The sequence below is a fragment of the Hymenobacter properus genome (assembly GCF_015694735.1).
Taxonomy (GTDB): Bacteria; Bacteroidota; Bacteroidia; order Cytophagales; family Hymenobacteraceae; genus Hymenobacter; species Hymenobacter properus.
Genome location: NZ_JADQDP010000004.1, coordinates 30,835 through 46,285, shown reverse-complemented (window position 1 = coordinate 46,285; position 15,451 = coordinate 30,835). Strand labels below are relative to the sequence as shown.

Genomic DNA, 15,451 nt, shown 5'->3' with positions numbered 1-15,451 from the left:
CGCAAAAGTACCGCCCCCTGCCTACTCCACCACCAGCAAATCCGTTGCCCGCACAAACGCCGTCTTGCGCTGCCACTCCACCCGGCACCAAATGTCCTGCTGCCCCAGAACCAGCAGCCGGTCGCCCAGCGCGGCCGTGCTCAGCCAGGCAGCGCCCGCGCTGGGCCCGGCCATCAGCGCCGCGCCCGAGCGGGCCACCAGCCCCACCGGCGCTGGCCGCAGCCAGTGCAGGTAAGCCCCCAGTAGCGCCACGTAGGCCGCGTAGCCCAACCAGGCACCCCGCGGCCCGCGCCGCCACAGCAACCAGATGGCGCCCACCACCGCTCCGGCCAGCAGCGCCTGCAAGCCGGGGTAGTAGTAGCGCTGGGCTTGCACCCGTAGTTCCTGCTGCCAGGTGGCCGGGTAGCCCACCAGCCGGTGCCGGGCCGCCACCGCCGCCATCTGCCGCCAGGTGCGCACCCGTGGCTGCCGGGCCTGGGCCATGCTCAGGTACAGCAGTGCGGCTGGTGCGTGTCCCAACTGCTGCTGCGCGTAAGCCATTTTCAATAAAAGCTCGGTCGAAGCTTGTCTTTTTTGCCACACCTGGGCCCGAAAAGCCGGAAATGCCGCTGCATATTGCCCTGCGGCGAAAAGAGAATCGGCCTGGCCAAGGTTAATGGGGAGGGCCAATGAGCCGAATGTTAATTTTTTTTTAACGGGTAGCTGCGAACTCAAGCCACAGATAGGCAGGAAGATTAGAAGGAGGAAAAGGGTCCGCACAGTAAGTAGAACGACTTTTTTTTGGAGTCGTGTTTGTGTAGTTCGGGAGGCTGTAGTACTTTTGTACCACCAAAGCAGGAAACGCCTCGCCAAGGTAAAGATAACCGATTCTGTAGCTCAGCTGGTAGAGCAGTACACTTTTAATGTACGGGTCCTGGGTTCGAATCCCAGCGGGATCACAGCAAAACGCCCCAATCTGGAAACAGGTTGGGGCGTTTTCGTTTTGATGGGTCCAGTTGCAGCAAGGTGCGGTGGACTGGGAAGAAAAAAGTCTGTCATCCTGAGCGCAGCGAAGGACCTTCTCACGTAAGCACTATCGTGAGAAGGTCCTTCGCTGCGCTCAGGATGACAGACTTTTTAATGTATTGCTTGTGGCTAACGCTACTTCAGCAGCTCGTGTAGCACGGTTTGCATGGAGATGGTGCGGTTACCGGCTTCTTGGATAATGAGCGAGCCGGGCGCGTCGAGCACAGCATCGGATACCTCCACGTTGCGGCGCACGGGTAGGCAGTGCAGGAATTTGGCGTTGTTGGTTAGGGTCATGTGCTCGGGGGTGAGCATCCAAGCGGGGTCATTGGCTAGCACCTGGCCGTATTGGAGGTAGCTGCTCCAGTTTTTGGCCTGCACGTAGTCGGCGCCTTCCAAGGCTTTACGCTGGTCGTATTCGATGCGGGCGCCTTTGGTGAACTTGGGGTCCAACTCATAGCCCTCGGGGTGGGTGATGACGAAATCGACCCAGTCAATTTCCGAGAACCAGTCGCAGAAGGAATTGGGTACGCATTGGGGCAGAGCGCGCACGTGCGGCGCCCAGGTGAGCACCACTTTCACGCGCTCATTCTTCTTGGTTTCGGCCACGGTGATAAGGTCGGCAAACGACTGCAGCGGGTGTAGGGTGGCGCTTTCAAGGCTGATGACGGGCACAGTAGCGTACTGCAGAATCTTGTTGAAGACGACTTCGCCGTAGTCTTCAGCCTTGTCTTTGAGGGTGGGGAAGGTACGCACGCCCAGCACGTCGCAATACTGACTCATCACCGCAATGGCGTCCTTGATGTGCTCTTGGGTGCCGCCGTTCATCACCGCGCCGTCGGCCATTTCCAGGGTCCAGGAGTCGGCGCCGGCGTTCAGCACCCAGGCTTGCGCGCCCAGGTTGTAAGCTGCCTTCACCGAGCTAAGGCGGGTGCGCAGGCTGGGATTGAAGAAGATGAGGCCCACCGTTTTGTTGCGCCCGATGTGCTGGTAGCCGTAGGGGTTGGCTTTGATTTCGAGGGCTTGCTTCAGGAGGGCGTGGTAGTCGCCCGCATCGGCGAAGGAGGTGAAATTTTTCATGGGCTATGCAGTGATTTAAGGCCCGGGTAGGCCTTGCGAAAAAAGGAAAATAATATCCTACTTATTTCCGACGCTTGAATATTCTCCGTTAAATAGGCGAGCTACGCTGTCAATAACGCACCGGCCATTCTCTTTTTTAGTGTAAAGCAGAAAGCTGGATTTTTCGTCTCCGGGCAATTCTACCGGCAACTCGTAAATACCGTCGCGGATTTTTGCATTCGGCACTCGATAAACTCGTACCCTGTCAATGTCCGATGGGGCGTAAAGCTCCATCATCCAGAATACTTCATCTGCCTCAAATCCTTCTGGTTCGCCATCTTCCATTTTGGCGGCATCCAGCGCTTTGCCCCGGCGAAGAAGTGATGCGCGCTTCTCCTGCAAATAGCTTTTTGAGAAGTAGCCAGATTTACCAAGCATTGCCAAATAGCTGTCGACGCTGTGCCAATCTATTTGATAATACTTCGTTGAGCTTCTTTGCTCTGGAGCCACGCGTGCTGCTAAAGCTGAATCAGTTTCCGGACTGATAGGGATTTTGAAACGCACACTTGAGTACTCAGAGCTAGGCTTCTCATAATCCATAAGGTCCAGATACCACCGCAGAAACTCTTTCATTCGCTCACCACAGGCATCCAGATGTGTTGTAGCCGGTGTAGCAGCAACTATGGAATCTTTAGTAACCGCCTGCTTTGCTACGGTGGCGACTGCTTGCTGCGATGCCTTGTCCGAACCGCAGGAAAATAAATTAATGCCAAGTAGGGCTGCTGTAAACGCATTAGTAAGCCGCATTGAATTGAGCATTGAAGACTGATTACGCGGAAACGAAAAGAACGTCATGCTAAACTGCAACGAAGCGGGAGAGATGCTTCGGCGGCGCTCAGCACGACGTTCTTTTTCGCTTATTCAGCTAATTAACCAGCCTTGTATTCATTCCAGCTCTTAATTTTCAAGTCCTTCATCTCCAGCGTGCAGAAGGCCTGAATAAATGCCTTTGCCAAGCGTGCATTCGTCAGCAGCGGCACCCCAAAATCGATGGCCGTGCGGCGGATTTTGTAGTCGTTGTCCAACTCGCCTTTCGACAGGTTTTTGGGAATGTTGATAACCAAGTCGATTTTCTTTTCCTTCAAATACGTCAGTACGTTGGGCTCCACGTGGTCATCGGGCCAGAAGAGGAGGCTGCTGGGCACGTTATTTTCGGCGAAGAAGCGGTGCGTGCCCTGGGTAGCGTAAATCTGGTAGCCTTTTTTCACGAGCAACTCCACGGCCGAGAGCAGGGCCAGTTTCGACTTGATGGGGCCGCCGGAAATGAGCACCGATTTCTGCGGGATTTTGTAGCCCACGCTCAGCATCGATTTCAGCAGGGCCTCCTGGGCGGTATCGCCCAGGCAGCCCACTTCGCCGGTGCTCACCATGTCGACGCGCATCACCGGGTCGGCGCCGGGCAGGCGGGTGAAAGAGAACTGCGGAGCCTTCACGCCCACGAAGGGCAAGTCGTACACCCGCTCGCTTTCGTCGCGCGCTACGGGGCGGCCCAGCAGGATTTGCGTGGCCTTCTGGATGAGGTTGTTGCCCGAAATCTTCGACACAAAGGGGTAGCTGCGCGAGGCGCGCAAGTTGCACTCAATCACGCGGATTACTCCGTTTTTCTCCAGGAACTGGATGTTGAACGGACCGCTGATTTCGTAACGCTTGGCAATCTTCTCGGCAATGGTTTTCAGCTTGCGGATGGTGCCCACGTACACCCGTTGGGGCGGGTAGTACATGGTGGCGTCGCCAGAGTGCACGCCGGCAAACTCCACGTGCTCCGAAATGGCGTAGCTCACGATGTTGCCATGGTCGGCCACCGCGTCCAGCTCAATTTCCTTGGCTTCCTGAATGAACTCCGACACCACCACCGGGTATTCGGCGCTCACTTCCTTGGCCGCTTTCAGAAATTCTTCCAGCTCGAAGTTGTTGGAAACCACGTTCATGGCCGCGCCCGACAGCACGTAGCTCGGCCGGATGAGCACCGGGAAACCCACTTCCTGCACAAAGCCGTGCATGGCCTCAAGCGAAGTCAGCTCCTTCCAGCGCGGCTGGGCAATGCCCAGCTCGTCCATGATGCTGCTGAATTTGTGGCGGTTCTCGGCCTCGTCGATGCGGGCGGCCGAGGTGCCGAGGATGGGCGCGTGGGCTTCTTCGAGGCGGGTGGCGAGGTTGTTGGGAATCTGGCCGCCGGTGCTCAGAATCACACCGCCTGGCTGCTCAAAGTCCAGGATGTCCATCACCCGCTCAAAGCTCAGCTCCTCAAAATAGAGCCGGTCCGACACGTCGTAGTCGGTGCTCACGGTTTCGGGGTTGTAGTTGATGATGATGGTTTTGTAGCCCTCGGCCGCCGCCGTTTGCACGGCTTGCACGCCGCACCAGTCAAACTCCACCGAAGAGCCGATGCGGTACACGCCCGAGCCCAGCACCACCACCGACTGCGCGGCTTCGCGCGCCAGGTCGCTTTCGGTGCCGTGGTAAGTGGTGTAGAGGTAGTTGGTTTTGGCCGGAAACTCGGCCGCCAGCGTATCAATCTGCTTGATAACGGGCACAACGCCCAAGGCCTTGCGGCGGGCTCGCACCCGCAGCTCGTCGGCCTTCACGTCGCCCTCGCCCAGCAATTTCACGGCAATCTGCTGGTCGGAGAAACCGGCCTTCTTGGCTTCGCGCAGTAGCTTGGTTTCCAGTCCATCCACGCCTGCGCTGCGGCCGGCGGCCAACTGATTGCTCAGCTCAAAAATGCCGTAGAGGCGCTGCAAAAACCAATGGTCAATCTTGGTCAGCTCGTGCACCTGCGCCACCGAGTAGCCGGCCTCGAAAGCATTATTGATGGCGAAGATGCGCTCCTCGTTCGGCTCGCTCAGGAGCTGGTCGATGGCCACGTTTTCCAGTTCCTCGTCGGGCTTGTTAGCCACGAAGCCGCGCTTGCCGGTGTCCAGCATCCGCAGGCCTTTCTGAATGGCTTCCTCGAAGGATTTGCCTATGGCCATTACTTCGCCCACGCTCTTCATGGCGCTGCCAATCTGGCGGTTAACGCCCGAGAACTTGCCCAGGTCCCAGCGCGGCAGCTTCACCACCACGTAGTCGAGGGCCGGCTCAAAGAAGGCCGAGGTGGTTTGCGTCACGCTGTTTTTCAGCTCGGCGAGCGAGTAGCCCAGGCTGAGCTTGGCGGCTACAAAGGCCAGCGGGTAACCCGTGGCCTTGGAGGCCAGCGCCGAGGAGCGCGACAGGCGCGCGTTCACCTCAATCACGCGGTAATCCTCGGAATGCGGGTCCAGCGCGTACTGAATGTTGCATTCACCCACAATGCCCAGGTGGCGAATGGTCTTGATGCCGATGCTGCGCAGCTTGTGGTACTCGCGGTTGCTAAGGGTCTGCGACGGGGCCACCACAATGCTTTCGCCGGTGTGGATGCCGATGGGGTCGAAGTTCTCCATGTTGCAGACCGTGATGCAGTTATCATAAGCATCGCGCACCACTTCATACTCCACTTCCTTCCAGCCCTTCAGCGATTCTTCCACCAGAATCTGGTCGGAAGTGGTGAAGGATTTCTGGGCCAGGGCCCGTAGCTCGTCCATGTTGTTGGCGAAGCCGCTGCCCAGGCCGCCCAGCGCAAACGCCGCCCGCACGATAATGGGGAAGCCGATTTTCTCGGCCGCCGCCAGCGCGTCTTCCATCGTGGTCACGGCCACGCTGCGGGCCGAGAGCACGCCAATCTGGTCGAGTTTCTCCTTGAAAATATCCCGGTCCTCGGTGTCGATAATGCTTTGCACGGGCGTGCCCAGCACCTTCACGTTGTACTTCTCGAACACGCCAGCGCGGTACAGGGCCACGGCGCAGTTCAGCGCCGTTTGGCCACCAAAGGCCACCAGAATGCCATCGGGCTGCTCTTTTTTGATGACTTCCTCCACGAAGAAGGGCGTCACGGGCAGGAAGTACACGTCGTCGGCGATGTTGTCCGACGTTTGCACGGTGGCAATGTTGGGGTTGATGAGGATGGTGCGGATGCCTTCCTCCTTCAGCGCTTTGAGGGCCTGCGAGCCGGAATAATCGAACTCCCCGGCCTCGCCAATTTTCAGCGCGCCGGAACCAAGGATGAGAACTTTGTTGGGTTTGTTCATTTCGTATTGTGCTGGCAGGGGCCGCGCCCCCTGCCCCTTGCGCCTCAACCCGAGGAGGGACTGAATTTTAATATTAAAGCTTGACTTAAATTAGAAAGCTAGTTTTCCGCCTCTCTTTAAGGAAGAAAACTAGCTTTCCGGTCTAGTTTGCGGTGGTCTTGTATTCTTCGACCGCTTTCAAAAAATCATCAAATAGGTATTCGGTGTCTTCTGGTCCGCCGGCGGCTTCGGGGTGAAACTGGGTGGAAAAGAACGGCTTGGTCTTGTGCTTGATGCCTTCGCAGGTGCCGTCGTTCAAATTTTCAAAGAGCATTTCCCACTCGGCGGGAAGCGTAGCGGTGTCTACTGCAAAGCCGTGGTTTTGGCTGGTGATGTAGCAGTGCTGGGTGCCGGTGAGCTTCACGGGCTGATTGTGGCTGCGGTGGCCGTATTTCAGCTTGAAGGTGTCGCCGCCCGCGGCCAGACCCATGAGCTGGCTGCCCAGGCAGATGCCAAAAATCGGCTTGTCCTGCTGCAAGGCTTTGTGCAGGTTCTGGATGGTGGGGGCGCACATTTTGGGGTCGCCGGGGCCGTTGCTCAGGAACAGGCCGTCGTAGTCGAGGGTCGTGAAATCGTAATCCCAGGGCACCCGAATCAGCTCCACGTCGCGCTCCAGGAAGCAGCGGATGATGTTGGTTTTGGTGCCGCAGTCCACCAGCACGATTTTGTGCTGCCCGTGGCCGTAGTGCCGCACGCCGGCCGGGCTCACCTGCGCCACCAGGTTGTCGAGGTTGGGGTCGTGCAGGGGCACGTCCTCCTCGGCCACGATTTTGCCCAGCATGGCGCCCTTTTCGCGCAGCTTCTTGGTGAGCAGGCGGGTGTCGACGCCGAAAATGCCGGGGATGTTGTACTCCTTGAGCCAGTCGCCGAGGCTTTTAGCGGCGGCCCAGTGGCTGTGCTCCTCGGAGTAGTAATTGACCACGAGGCCGGCAATGTGAATTTTGTCCGACTCGAAAATCTTGGAAATCGACTCGTACAATTCCTCGCCGGGCACGCCGTAATTACCCACCATGGGGTAGGTGAGCACCAGAATCTGGCCGGCGAAGGACGGGTCGGTCAGGTTTTCGGGGTAGCCAGTCATGGCCGTGCTAAACACCACTTCGCCCGCCACCGAGGTGTAGGCGCCGAACGATTGGCCTTGAATTTCGGTGCCGTCTTCGAGGACCAGCTTTACCGGTTTCGTATTTTCCAATGTCTTCTTTAAGGTTGAAAAACGGATGATGGCAGGAGCGCCTATATGGGTTTGCGATTAAATTTTACAGACCGCACGGTGTCGTGGCGCAGCTTGAGCAGCAGCCGCTTGCCGTCGGAATTCTCTATCTCATACATCATGACTAGCAGCGAATCGTTTTTCGACTTTTCCCAATAAGTGGAGTCGGGCTGCTGCATGGCCGCGATGACCTGCTGGCGCGACATACCTTTCTCAGCCTCGATGAGGCGGGAAAAGGTGTCGTAGCTTTTTAGATAAATCCCGTAACCCACCGAGAGGCAGCAGCAAGCAACAACGGCAACGGTGGAAGCTTTCATCGCGCGGGCTTTTACATCAAATCCGACGGGGAGCCGCAAGCAGGCGCCACCGTCGCAGATGACTTAATCGAGCGCCGAGGCTTGCGGTATGGTTTCTACCGCTTTCGCCGTCAGCGCGTACAGCGCCTGCAAAAATAGGTCAACTTCGGCCTTTGTGATGTTCAGTGGTGGCAATAATCGTAGCACAGTGGGGTCGGAGGCGTTGCCCACGAAGATGTGGTAGTCGCTCAAAAGCTGGTCGCGCACGTCCTTGATGGGGAAATCGTACTTGATGCCCACCATCAGGCCGCGACCCCGAATTTCTTCGGCACCGGCGTGGGCCAGTAGCTCGCGGCGCAAGTAGTCGCCCATTTCGGCGGCGTGGGTGAGCAGGTTTTCGTCTTCGATGACTTCGAGCACAGCCAAAGCAGCGGCACAGGCCAGGTGGTTGCCGCCGAAGGTGGTGCCCAGCAGGCCGTAGGAAGCCTTCAGATGGGGCGCAATCAGGATGCCGCCGATGGGGAAGCCGTTGCCCATGCCCTTGGCCACCGAAATGATATCGGGCCGGATGCCGGCGTGCTGGTGGGCGAAAAACCTGCCGCTGCGGCCGTAGCCGCTCTGCACCTCGTCGGCAATTAGCAGCGCGCCGTACTGCTGGCACAGCGCCGCCAGCCCTTGCAGGAAAGCATCCGAGGGCATGATAATGCCGCCCACGCCCTGGATGGGCTCGATGATGGCGGCGCACACGTCGCCGCCTTGCAGCACGGCCTCCACCGCCGCCAGGTCGTATTCCAGGAAGCTGATGGCGTGGTTCGCGTTGAAGGGCGCCACGATTTTGGGGTTGTCCGTAGCCGCCACCGCGCCGCTCGTGCGGCCGTGAAACGCGCCTTTGAACGCCACCACCCGCGTTTTGCCGGTGTGGAAAGAGGCCAGCTTCAGCGCGTTCTCATTGGCCTCGGCGCCCGAGTTGCACAGAAACAGCGCGTAGTCGTCGTAGCCCGACACCTTGCCCAACTTGTGTGCCAGCTGCGCCTGAATCGGAATCTGCACCGAGTTAGAGTAGAAGCCGATGTTTTGCAGCTGCTCGGTGAGGCGCTGCACGTAGTGCGGGTGGCTGTGGCCGATGGAAATAACGGCGTGGCCGCCGTAGAAATCCAGGTATTCCTGGCCCTTATCGTCCCACAGCTTGGCGCCCAGCGCCTTCACGGGCGTGATGTTGACGAGGGGATAAACGTTGAAAAGCTCCATTAGAAAAGCACCGATTTGAGGTTAAGGCCTGTCGTTTCCGGCAAGCCAAAAATCAAGTTCATATTCTGCACTGCCTGGCCCGAGGCGCCTTTCACCAGGTTATCAATCGCCGAGGTAATTAATAGCTGCTTGCCCTGCTTCTGCACGTGGAGCAGGCATTTGTTGGTATTTACTACCTGCTTGAGGTGAATTTCCTTGTCCGAAACCGTGGTGAATGGCGCGTCGGCGTAAAACTGCCGGTACAGCGCCCGCGCCTCGTCCTGCGTCAACTCCGACGGCGTGTAGACGCTGGCGAAAATGCCTCGCGAGAAATTGCCGCGGTAGGGGATGAAGTGCATCTCGGCATCGGACTGCGGCTGCAGCTGCGCCAGGCTCTCGCCGATTTCGCCGAGGTGCTGGTGCGTGAAGGGCTTATAGATGGACACGTTGTTTGTGCGCCACGAGAAATGTACCGTTTCAGACAGGCTTTGCCCCGCGCCGGTGGAGCCGGTGATGGCCGACACGTGGATGTCGTGGGTTAGGCGGCCGGCCTGGGCCAGCGGCAGCAGCGCCAGCTGAATGGCCGTGGCGAAGCAGCCTGGGTTGGCAATGCTCTGGGCTTGCTGGATGAGGGATTTATTCAGCTCCGGCAGGCCGTACACAAACTCGCGGCCTTCAAACTCGGCGTCCGCATGCAGGCGGAAGTCGTTGCTCAGGTCGATGACGTGCGTGGTTTCGGGCAGGGCGTTTTTGTGCAGCCACGCCTTGGAATTGCCGTGGCCCAGGCACAGAAACACCACGTCCTCATCCCCGGCCAGTTCGGAGGCGAAAACCAAATCGGTTTCGCCCACCAAGTCGTCGTGCACCTGGTACACGGGGTTGCCCGCGTTCGAGGAGCTGACGATGCCGCCCAACTCCACGAACTCGTGGTGCAGCAGAATGCGGATGAGCTCGCCGGCCGTGTAGCCGGCGCCGCCCACGATGCCGGCCTTAATTTTCATCGTGCAGGCTGGCGCTAATTTTCAGCTGGTTGCCGAAAATCTTGATGAAACCTTTCGCGTCGCGCGAGTCCCAGGCGTTGTTTTCCTCGCCGTAGGTAGCCACTTTCGATTGCATCATGTCGTACTTCGATTCTACGCCGAGCAAGTCGAACTGGTAAGGCTTGAGCTGCACGAACACCTTGCCCGACACGTGGTTTTGCGACGACGTGAGGAAGGCTTCCATGTCGCGCATCACCGGGTCGAGGTACTGCGCCTCGTGCAGCAGCGTGCCGTACCAGTTGGCGATGTAGTCTTTGTGTAGCAGCTGCCAGCGGGTGCTGGTGTGCTTCTCCAGCAGGTGGTGCGCCTTGATGAGGATGAGCGGCGCGGGCGCCTCAAAACCCACCCGGCCCTTGATGCCTAAAATGGTATCGCCCACGTGAATGTCGCGGCCTACGGCAAAGGCCGCGCCCAGCTCGTTCAGCTTCTGAATCAGGGCGACGGGCTCCAGCGTCTCGCCGTTCAGCGCCACGGGCTCGCCTTTTTCAAAGGTGATTTCCACACGCTCCGAATCCTGCCGCTGCAATTGCGAGGGATAAGCGCTTTCGGGTAGGGCCTCGTGCGAAGTCAGCGTTTCGACGCCGCCCACGCTGGTGCCCCAGATGCCTTTATTAATGGAGTATTTCGCCTTTTCCCAGCTCATTTCGAAGCCCTGTTTCTGCAGGTATTCAATCTCGGCCTGGCGCGACAGTTTCAGGTCGCGGATGGGAGTGAGGATTTCCGTTTTCGGTGCAATCACCGCAAAAGCCACGTCGAAGCGCACCTGGTCGTTGCCGGCGCCGGTGCTGCCGTGCACAATGTAGTCGGCCTCGTTGGCGCGGGCATATTCGGCAATGGCAAGCGACTGAAACATGCGCTCGGCGCTCACGCTCAGCGGGTAGGTGTCGTTTTTCAATACATTGCCAAACAGCAGGTAGCGCAGGCAATCCTGATAGAAGCGGGTGGTCACGTCAATCACCTCATGCTTCACCGAGCCCAGCTCGTAGGCGCGCTTCTCGATGGCGGCCAGCTCCTCGGCCGTGAACCCGCCCGAGTTGACAATGACGGTGTGAACTTCTAAATCAAGCTCGCGCGACAAGTACACGGCGCAGAACGAGGTGTCGAGGCCGCCGCTATAGGCGAGAATGGCTTTTTTCTTCATTATTACTGTGCAGAATCGGTTTCAGAAGGAGTAGGGGCGGGGTCGGTGCCGATGGGCAGCGGGGGTGTGATGTGGCTGGCAAAGTCGGGCACTTGCACCTGCACGAGCTGCTTCTCGGGCGTATCATAGAGCATGCCGGTGCAGAGGCACATCTTGCGCTCGTTCTCCATCAGGATGCCGTAGTTTTTGCAGCTTTTACAGCCTTTCCAGAAGTCCTCGCTGGTGGTGAGCTCCGAGAAAGTGACGGGCTCGTAGCCGAGGTCGGTGTTGATTTTCATCACGGCCAAGCTGGTCGTGATGCCGAAAATCTTGGCCTGCGGGTACTTGGTGCGCGAAAGTTCAAACACCGCTTGCTTGATGGCCCGGCCCACGCCGCCCTTGCGGATTTCGGCGTTTACAATCAGGCCTGAGTTGACCACAAAAGTCTTGTCGTCAAAGGTTTCGATGTAGCAAAAGCCGGCCAGTTCATCGTCTACGAAGGCGATGATGGCGTCGCCGCTGGCCATCTTTTTAGCCACGTAGTCGGGCTCGCGCTTGGCGATGCCGGTGCCACGCGTTTTGGCCGACTCGATGTACCATTGGCATAATTGTTCAGCGTACTGTGCGTCCGCCTCCGTTGCAACCCGAATTGTCATTGTTGAGTTAGAAAGAACTTAGGGATAGATACGCGGCTTCTGCCCATCCGCTGTGTACGGATGTTGGGGGAAAAAGCCCAAACCTGTCTGTAAGTTGAGCGGATACTGGCCCGGCTCAAAGGGCTGGCCAAGGGGCCAACATGCGGCTGCTGAAGCCGCTAGGGTCGTCGCACCAGGGCGCACGTCATTTCGCGCACGTCAGCCACCACCGGTTCGAAGGCCGGAGCAGGCATTAAAGACGTGGAAACGAGGAGGGGCATGGTGAAAATCAAAGTCGATTCGGCGCTCTAACGAAGCCGCGAACCAAGAGGTTCAATTCTGCCGCAAAGGTAGAAGTCGCTACTTTTGCCCACAACAGTTCCCGCATTATTTTTGAATGAAGCGCCGCCGGCTCCCGGGTAGGCGCCAGCAGGTGAAGCCGTGATGAAGCCCGAATTACACGTATTTAAAATTGGCGGTGGCATAATTGACAACGAATCCGATTTAATGGAATTCGTGCGGCTATTTGCCAAAATAAATGGCCCGAAAATTCTCGTGCACGGCGGTGGCAAAGGCGCCAGCGAGATGATGAAAAGCCTGGGCATTGCGCCCCGGATGGTCAACGGCCGCCGCATTACCGACGCGGCCACGCTGGATTTGGTGACCATGTTCTACGCCGGCAAAACCAATAAGCAAATTGTGGTGGCGCTGCAAAGCCACGGCGTCAACGCGCTGGGCCTCAGTGGTGCAGATGGTAATGTAATTCAAGCTACGAAGCGTCCGGTGCGCGAAATAGACTACGGTTTTGTAGGCGATTTGAGCGAGGCCAGCGTGAATACAAACCTCATTCAGCAGTTTCTGACGCTGGGCTTGACGCCGGTATTCTGCCCGATTAACCACGATGGTCAGGGCCAGTTATTAAATACCAACGCCGATACCATTGCTGCCTCAGTAGCGAAGGCGTTGAGCAGACAATACGCCGTAGCACTGCATTTCTGCTTCGAAAAGCGTGGAGTATTAACGGATATTAATGATGAAAATTCGGTAATCTCTACAATTAATCTGGCAAATTATGCTGAGCTAAAAGAAAGCGGGGTAATTGCCGATGGAATGCTGCCCAAATTGGAGAATGCATTCGAGGCTTTGCAGTTCGGCGTTGAGAAAGTAATTATTGAGCACGCGCTGCACATCAACGACCCACTCAAAACCACGTTATGTCTGACCTGATAGCTCAGTTAAGCGACGAAGCCGTTGAGCTATTAATCCGGCTAATTAAAACTCCTTCTTTCTCCCGCGAAGAAGCCGGCACGGCCACGCTGATTGAGGAGTTTCTGACGGCACATGGCGTGAGGCCGAAGCGGCAGCAGAACAACGTATGGGCCGTTTCACACGATTTCGATGCCAGCAAGCCTACGATACTGCTCAATTCCCATCACGACACGGTGAAGGCCGGCGCGGGCTGGGTGTACGACCCTTTTGGAGCGGTGCTGGAAGGTGATAAATTAATTGGGCTAGGTAGCAACGACGCGGGCGCTTCAGCAGTGAGCTTGCTGGCGACGTTTCTGTATTTGCAAGACAAGCCTAACGCATTTAATTTAATTTGTGCTATTACCGCTGAAGAAGAAATTTCAGGCGCTAATGGTATTCGCAGCGTACTGCCGGAATTTGGTAAAATTGACTTAGGCATTGTGGGTGAGCCCACGGGCATGAACCTGGCCATTGCCGAAAAAGGCCTGATTGTACTCGACTGCACTGCGCACGGCAAAACCGGTCATGCCGCTCGCAACGAAGGTGAAAATGCCCTCTATAAGGCTCTGGATGATATTCAGTGGCTTCGCAGCTTTCAGTTTCCGGAAGTGTCGCCACTGCTGGGGCCGGTGAAGACGACGGTGACACAGATTAGCGCCGGGACACAGCACAACGTAGTGCCGGATAGGTGCCAATTCGTGATTGACGTGCGTACGAATGAACTGTATCAGAACCAGGGAATTGTTGATTTCCTGCGCGGGAAAATGCAGTCTGAAATTGTGCCGCGCTCCACGCATTTAAATTCTTCACGCATCAGCGAAAACCACCCGCTTATTCGTAAAGGGATTGCAATGGGGAAGACAACTTATGGCTCGCCCACGCTGTCGGACCAATCGATGATGCCGTTTGAAACGCTGAAAATGGGTCCAGGAGAAAGCGCCCGCTCGCACACGCCAGATGAATTTATTCTGGTAAGCGAAATACGGGCGGGTATTCGGGATTATATTAAGCTGCTGACAGATTTGCAACTTTAATGCAACGCTGCGGCGCAAACGACGACTGCACTTTGCGAAACGTATTTTAACTCTGCGAAACCTCGCGCTATGAAAATCTGGGAGAAAGGCATTGCCGTTGATAAAAAAATAGAGCAGTTCACCGTGGGACACGACCGGGAACTGGACCTTTATCTGGCCAAGTTTGACGTGCAGGCTTCCAAGGCCCAAGCCAACATGCTGGCCAAAGTGGGGTTGCTAAACGAGGCTGAGAACCAGCAGCTGCAACAGGGGCTGAGTGAATTGGCTGCTGAAATTGAAGCGGGCACCTTCACCATCGGTGAAGAATTTGAGGATGTGCATTCCAAGATTGAGTATTACCTAACCGAAAAGTTTGGCGACGCGGGCAAGAAAATTCACACCGCCCGCTCGCGCAACGACCAGGTTTTGACCGCCATTCAGCTGTTCATCAAAGACTACACCGAGCGCACGGCTGCCCGGATGGTGGCGCTGACTGAGGTGCTGCTACAAAAAGCGGAGGCGCACCAAAACGACTTGCTGCCGGGCTACACGCACTTTCAGGCGGCCATGCCGAGCAGTTTTGGGCTGTGGTTTTCGGCTTACGCCGAACATTTGCTGCTGGATTTGGCCTTGTTTGAAGCGGCCCACACGGTGGCCGACCAGAACCCGTTGGGCTCGGGCGCGGGCTTTGGCAGCAGCTTCCCGATAGACCGCGAAATGACAACTCGCGAGATGGGTTTTGGCAGCGTGGCGGTGAGCAGCGTGGGGGCCCAAATGCTGCGCGGCAAAACCGAGAAAACGCTGGCCTTCGCCATTGCCGGCGCGGCCGGTACGCTGGGCAAACTTGCGTATGACCTGGTGATGTACAACAGCCAGGATTTGGGCTTCGTGACCTTGCCCAAGGAGTTCACGACGGGCTCCAGCATCATGCCACACAAGAAAAACCCCGATGTGTTTGAACTGGTGCGCGGCCATACCAACCGCCTGCAGGCGTTGCCCAACGACATTATTCTGGCTACCAGCAACCTGCCCAGCGGCTACCACCGCGACTTCCAGCTGCTAAAGGAGCTGCTGTTTGGGCCCATGATGCAGTTCTCCGATTTGCTGGACATGCTGCTGTTTGCGCTGCCCGAAATCAAGATTAAACCCGGCGTGATTGAACAGGAGAAATACGACCCGATTTTTTCGGTTGAAAATATTAACCAACTAATTATTGCTGGGGTGCCGTTTCGCGATGCTTACCAGCAGGTGGGCCGGGCCGTGGAAGATGGTAGCTACGTGCCGCACCGGGCGTTTCAAACCACGCACCTGGGCAGCATTCACAACCTGGGGCTGGCGAAAATTGCGGAGAAAGTGCAAGCCTTGAAGAACAGAAGCGCGCTGCTGCGCTAATTGC

The 15,451-nt window shown here is 57.2% G+C and carries 13 protein-coding genes and 1 tRNA gene; 4 read left to right on the top strand and 10 right to left on the bottom strand.

Annotated features, from left to right (window positions below):
* Nucleotides 1-21: 21 nt before the first annotated feature.
* Nucleotides 22-540 (bottom strand): hypothetical protein, encoded by a 519-nt coding sequence (locus I2I01_RS16735; RefSeq protein WP_196287657.1) that lies wholly within the window; start codon nt 538-540, stop codon nt 22-24.
* Nucleotides 541-865: 325 nt separating this feature from the next.
* Here I2I01_RS16735 and I2I01_RS16730 point away from each other — a divergent pair.
* Nucleotides 866-938: transfer RNA gene (locus I2I01_RS16730), tRNA-Lys, on the top strand.
* Between the two features lie 202 nt (nt 939-1,140).
* Here the strand turns inward: I2I01_RS16730 and I2I01_RS16725 are convergent.
* The 9 genes from I2I01_RS16725 to I2I01_RS16685 form a co-directional block, all read right to left on the bottom strand.
* The gene (locus tag I2I01_RS16725; protein WP_196287656.1) at nt 1,141-2,085 is read right to left on the bottom strand and encodes a Rossmann-fold NAD(P)-binding domain-containing protein; all 945 of its coding nucleotides are present in this window, start codon (nt 2,083-2,085) and stop codon (nt 1,141-1,143) included.
* Nucleotides 2,086-2,142: 57 nt separating this feature from the next.
* Complete coding sequence (locus I2I01_RS16720; protein ID WP_196287655.1) at nt 2,143-2,919, bottom strand: hypothetical protein; 777 nt, start codon at nt 2,917-2,919, stop codon at nt 2,143-2,145.
* Between the two features lie 74 nt (nt 2,920-2,993).
* Nucleotides 2,994-6,227: a carbamoyl-phosphate synthase (glutamine-hydrolyzing) large subunit gene (carB, locus tag I2I01_RS16715; protein ID WP_196287654.1), complete on the bottom strand. Its 3,234-nt coding sequence runs from the start codon at nt 6,225-6,227 to the stop codon at nt 2,994-2,996.
* 142 nt (nt 6,228-6,369) lie between these two features.
* Nucleotides 6,370-7,458, bottom strand: coding sequence for a glutamine-hydrolyzing carbamoyl-phosphate synthase small subunit (gene carA / locus I2I01_RS16710; protein WP_196287653.1), 1,089 nt, complete (start codon nt 7,456-7,458; stop codon nt 6,370-6,372).
* Between the two features lie 41 nt (nt 7,459-7,499).
* Complete coding sequence (locus I2I01_RS16705) at nt 7,500-7,793, bottom strand: hypothetical protein (RefSeq protein WP_196287652.1); 294 nt, start codon at nt 7,791-7,793, stop codon at nt 7,500-7,502.
* Between the two features lie 63 nt (nt 7,794-7,856).
* Nucleotides 7,857-9,020: an aspartate aminotransferase family protein gene (locus I2I01_RS16700; protein ID WP_196287651.1), complete on the bottom strand. Its 1,164-nt coding sequence runs from the start codon at nt 9,018-9,020 to the stop codon at nt 7,857-7,859.
* Nucleotides 9,020-10,000: an N-acetyl-gamma-glutamyl-phosphate reductase gene (argC, locus tag I2I01_RS16695; RefSeq protein ID WP_196287650.1), complete on the bottom strand. Its 981-nt coding sequence runs from the start codon at nt 9,998-10,000 to the stop codon at nt 9,020-9,022. Before argC ends, I2I01_RS16700 begins: the two co-directional genes overlap by 1 nt.
* The gene (gene argG / locus I2I01_RS16690) at nt 9,990-11,180 is read right to left on the bottom strand and encodes an argininosuccinate synthase (RefSeq protein ID WP_196287649.1); all 1,191 of its coding nucleotides are present in this window, start codon (nt 11,178-11,180) and stop codon (nt 9,990-9,992) included. The genes argC and argG overlap by 11 nt, the downstream gene beginning before the upstream one ends.
* 2 nt (nt 11,181-11,182) lie before the next feature.
* On the bottom strand, nt 11,183-11,815 hold the full coding sequence (locus I2I01_RS16685; protein ID WP_196287648.1) for a GNAT family N-acetyltransferase: 633 nt from the start codon (nt 11,813-11,815) through the stop codon (nt 11,183-11,185).
* 423 nt (nt 11,816-12,238) lie between these two features.
* On the opposite strand from I2I01_RS16685, the gene argB reads away from it, so the two are divergent.
* The 3 genes from argB to argH all read left to right on the top strand — a co-directional run bounded on the left by argB (nt 12,239) and on the right by argH (nt 15,447).
* Entirely contained in the window at nt 12,239-13,021 is a 783-nt protein-coding gene (gene argB, locus I2I01_RS16680) for an acetylglutamate kinase (RefSeq protein ID WP_196287647.1), read from the top strand.
* Nucleotides 13,009-14,076: a M20 family metallo-hydrolase gene (locus I2I01_RS16675; RefSeq protein ID WP_196287646.1), complete on the top strand. Its 1,068-nt coding sequence runs from the start codon at nt 13,009-13,011 to the stop codon at nt 14,074-14,076. Before argB ends, I2I01_RS16675 begins: the two co-directional genes overlap by 13 nt.
* A 69-nt stretch (nt 14,077-14,145) precedes the next feature.
* Nucleotides 14,146-15,447 (top strand): argininosuccinate lyase, encoded by a 1,302-nt coding sequence (gene argH / locus I2I01_RS16670; protein WP_196287645.1) that lies wholly within the window; start codon nt 14,146-14,148, stop codon nt 15,445-15,447.
* Nucleotides 15,448-15,451: the final 4 nt, after the last annotated feature.

Bases quoted from the DNA above. Each gene is read 5' to 3' on its own strand.
- I2I01_RS16735 (WP_196287657.1), bottom strand. From the start codon at position 540: ATGGCTTACGCGCAGCAGCAGTTGGGACACGCACCAGCCGCACTGCTG.
- I2I01_RS16725 (WP_196287656.1), bottom strand. From the start codon at position 2,085: ATGAAAAATTTCACCTCCTTCGCCGATGCGGGCGACTACCACGCCCTC.
- I2I01_RS16720 (WP_196287655.1), bottom strand. From the start codon at position 2,919: ATGACGTTCTTTTCGTTTCCGCGTAATCAGTCTTCAATGCTCAATTCA.
- carB (WP_196287654.1), bottom strand. From the start codon at position 6,227: ATGAACAAACCCAACAAAGTTCTCATCCTTGGTTCCGGCGCGCTGAAA.
- I2I01_RS16705 (WP_196287652.1), bottom strand. From the start codon at position 7,793: ATGAAAGCTTCCACCGTTGCCGTTGTTGCTTGCTGCTGCCTCTCGGTG.
- I2I01_RS16700 (WP_196287651.1), bottom strand. From the start codon at position 9,020: ATGGAGCTTTTCAACGTTTATCCCCTCGTCAACATCACGCCCGTGAAG.
- argC (WP_196287650.1), bottom strand. From the start codon at position 10,000: ATGAAAATTAAGGCCGGCATCGTGGGCGGCGCCGGCTACACGGCCGGC.
- argG (WP_196287649.1), bottom strand. From the start codon at position 11,180: ATGAAGAAAAAAGCCATTCTCGCCTATAGCGGCGGCCTCGACACCTCG.
- I2I01_RS16685 (WP_196287648.1), bottom strand. From the start codon at position 11,815: ATGACAATTCGGGTTGCAACGGAGGCGGACGCACAGTACGCTGAACAA.
- argB (WP_196287647.1), top strand. From the start codon at position 12,239: ATGAAGCCCGAATTACACGTATTTAAAATTGGCGGTGGCATAATTGAC.
- I2I01_RS16675 (WP_196287646.1), top strand. From the start codon at position 13,009: ATGTCTGACCTGATAGCTCAGTTAAGCGACGAAGCCGTTGAGCTATTA.
- argH (WP_196287645.1), top strand. From the start codon at position 14,146: ATGAAAATCTGGGAGAAAGGCATTGCCGTTGATAAAAAAATAGAGCAG.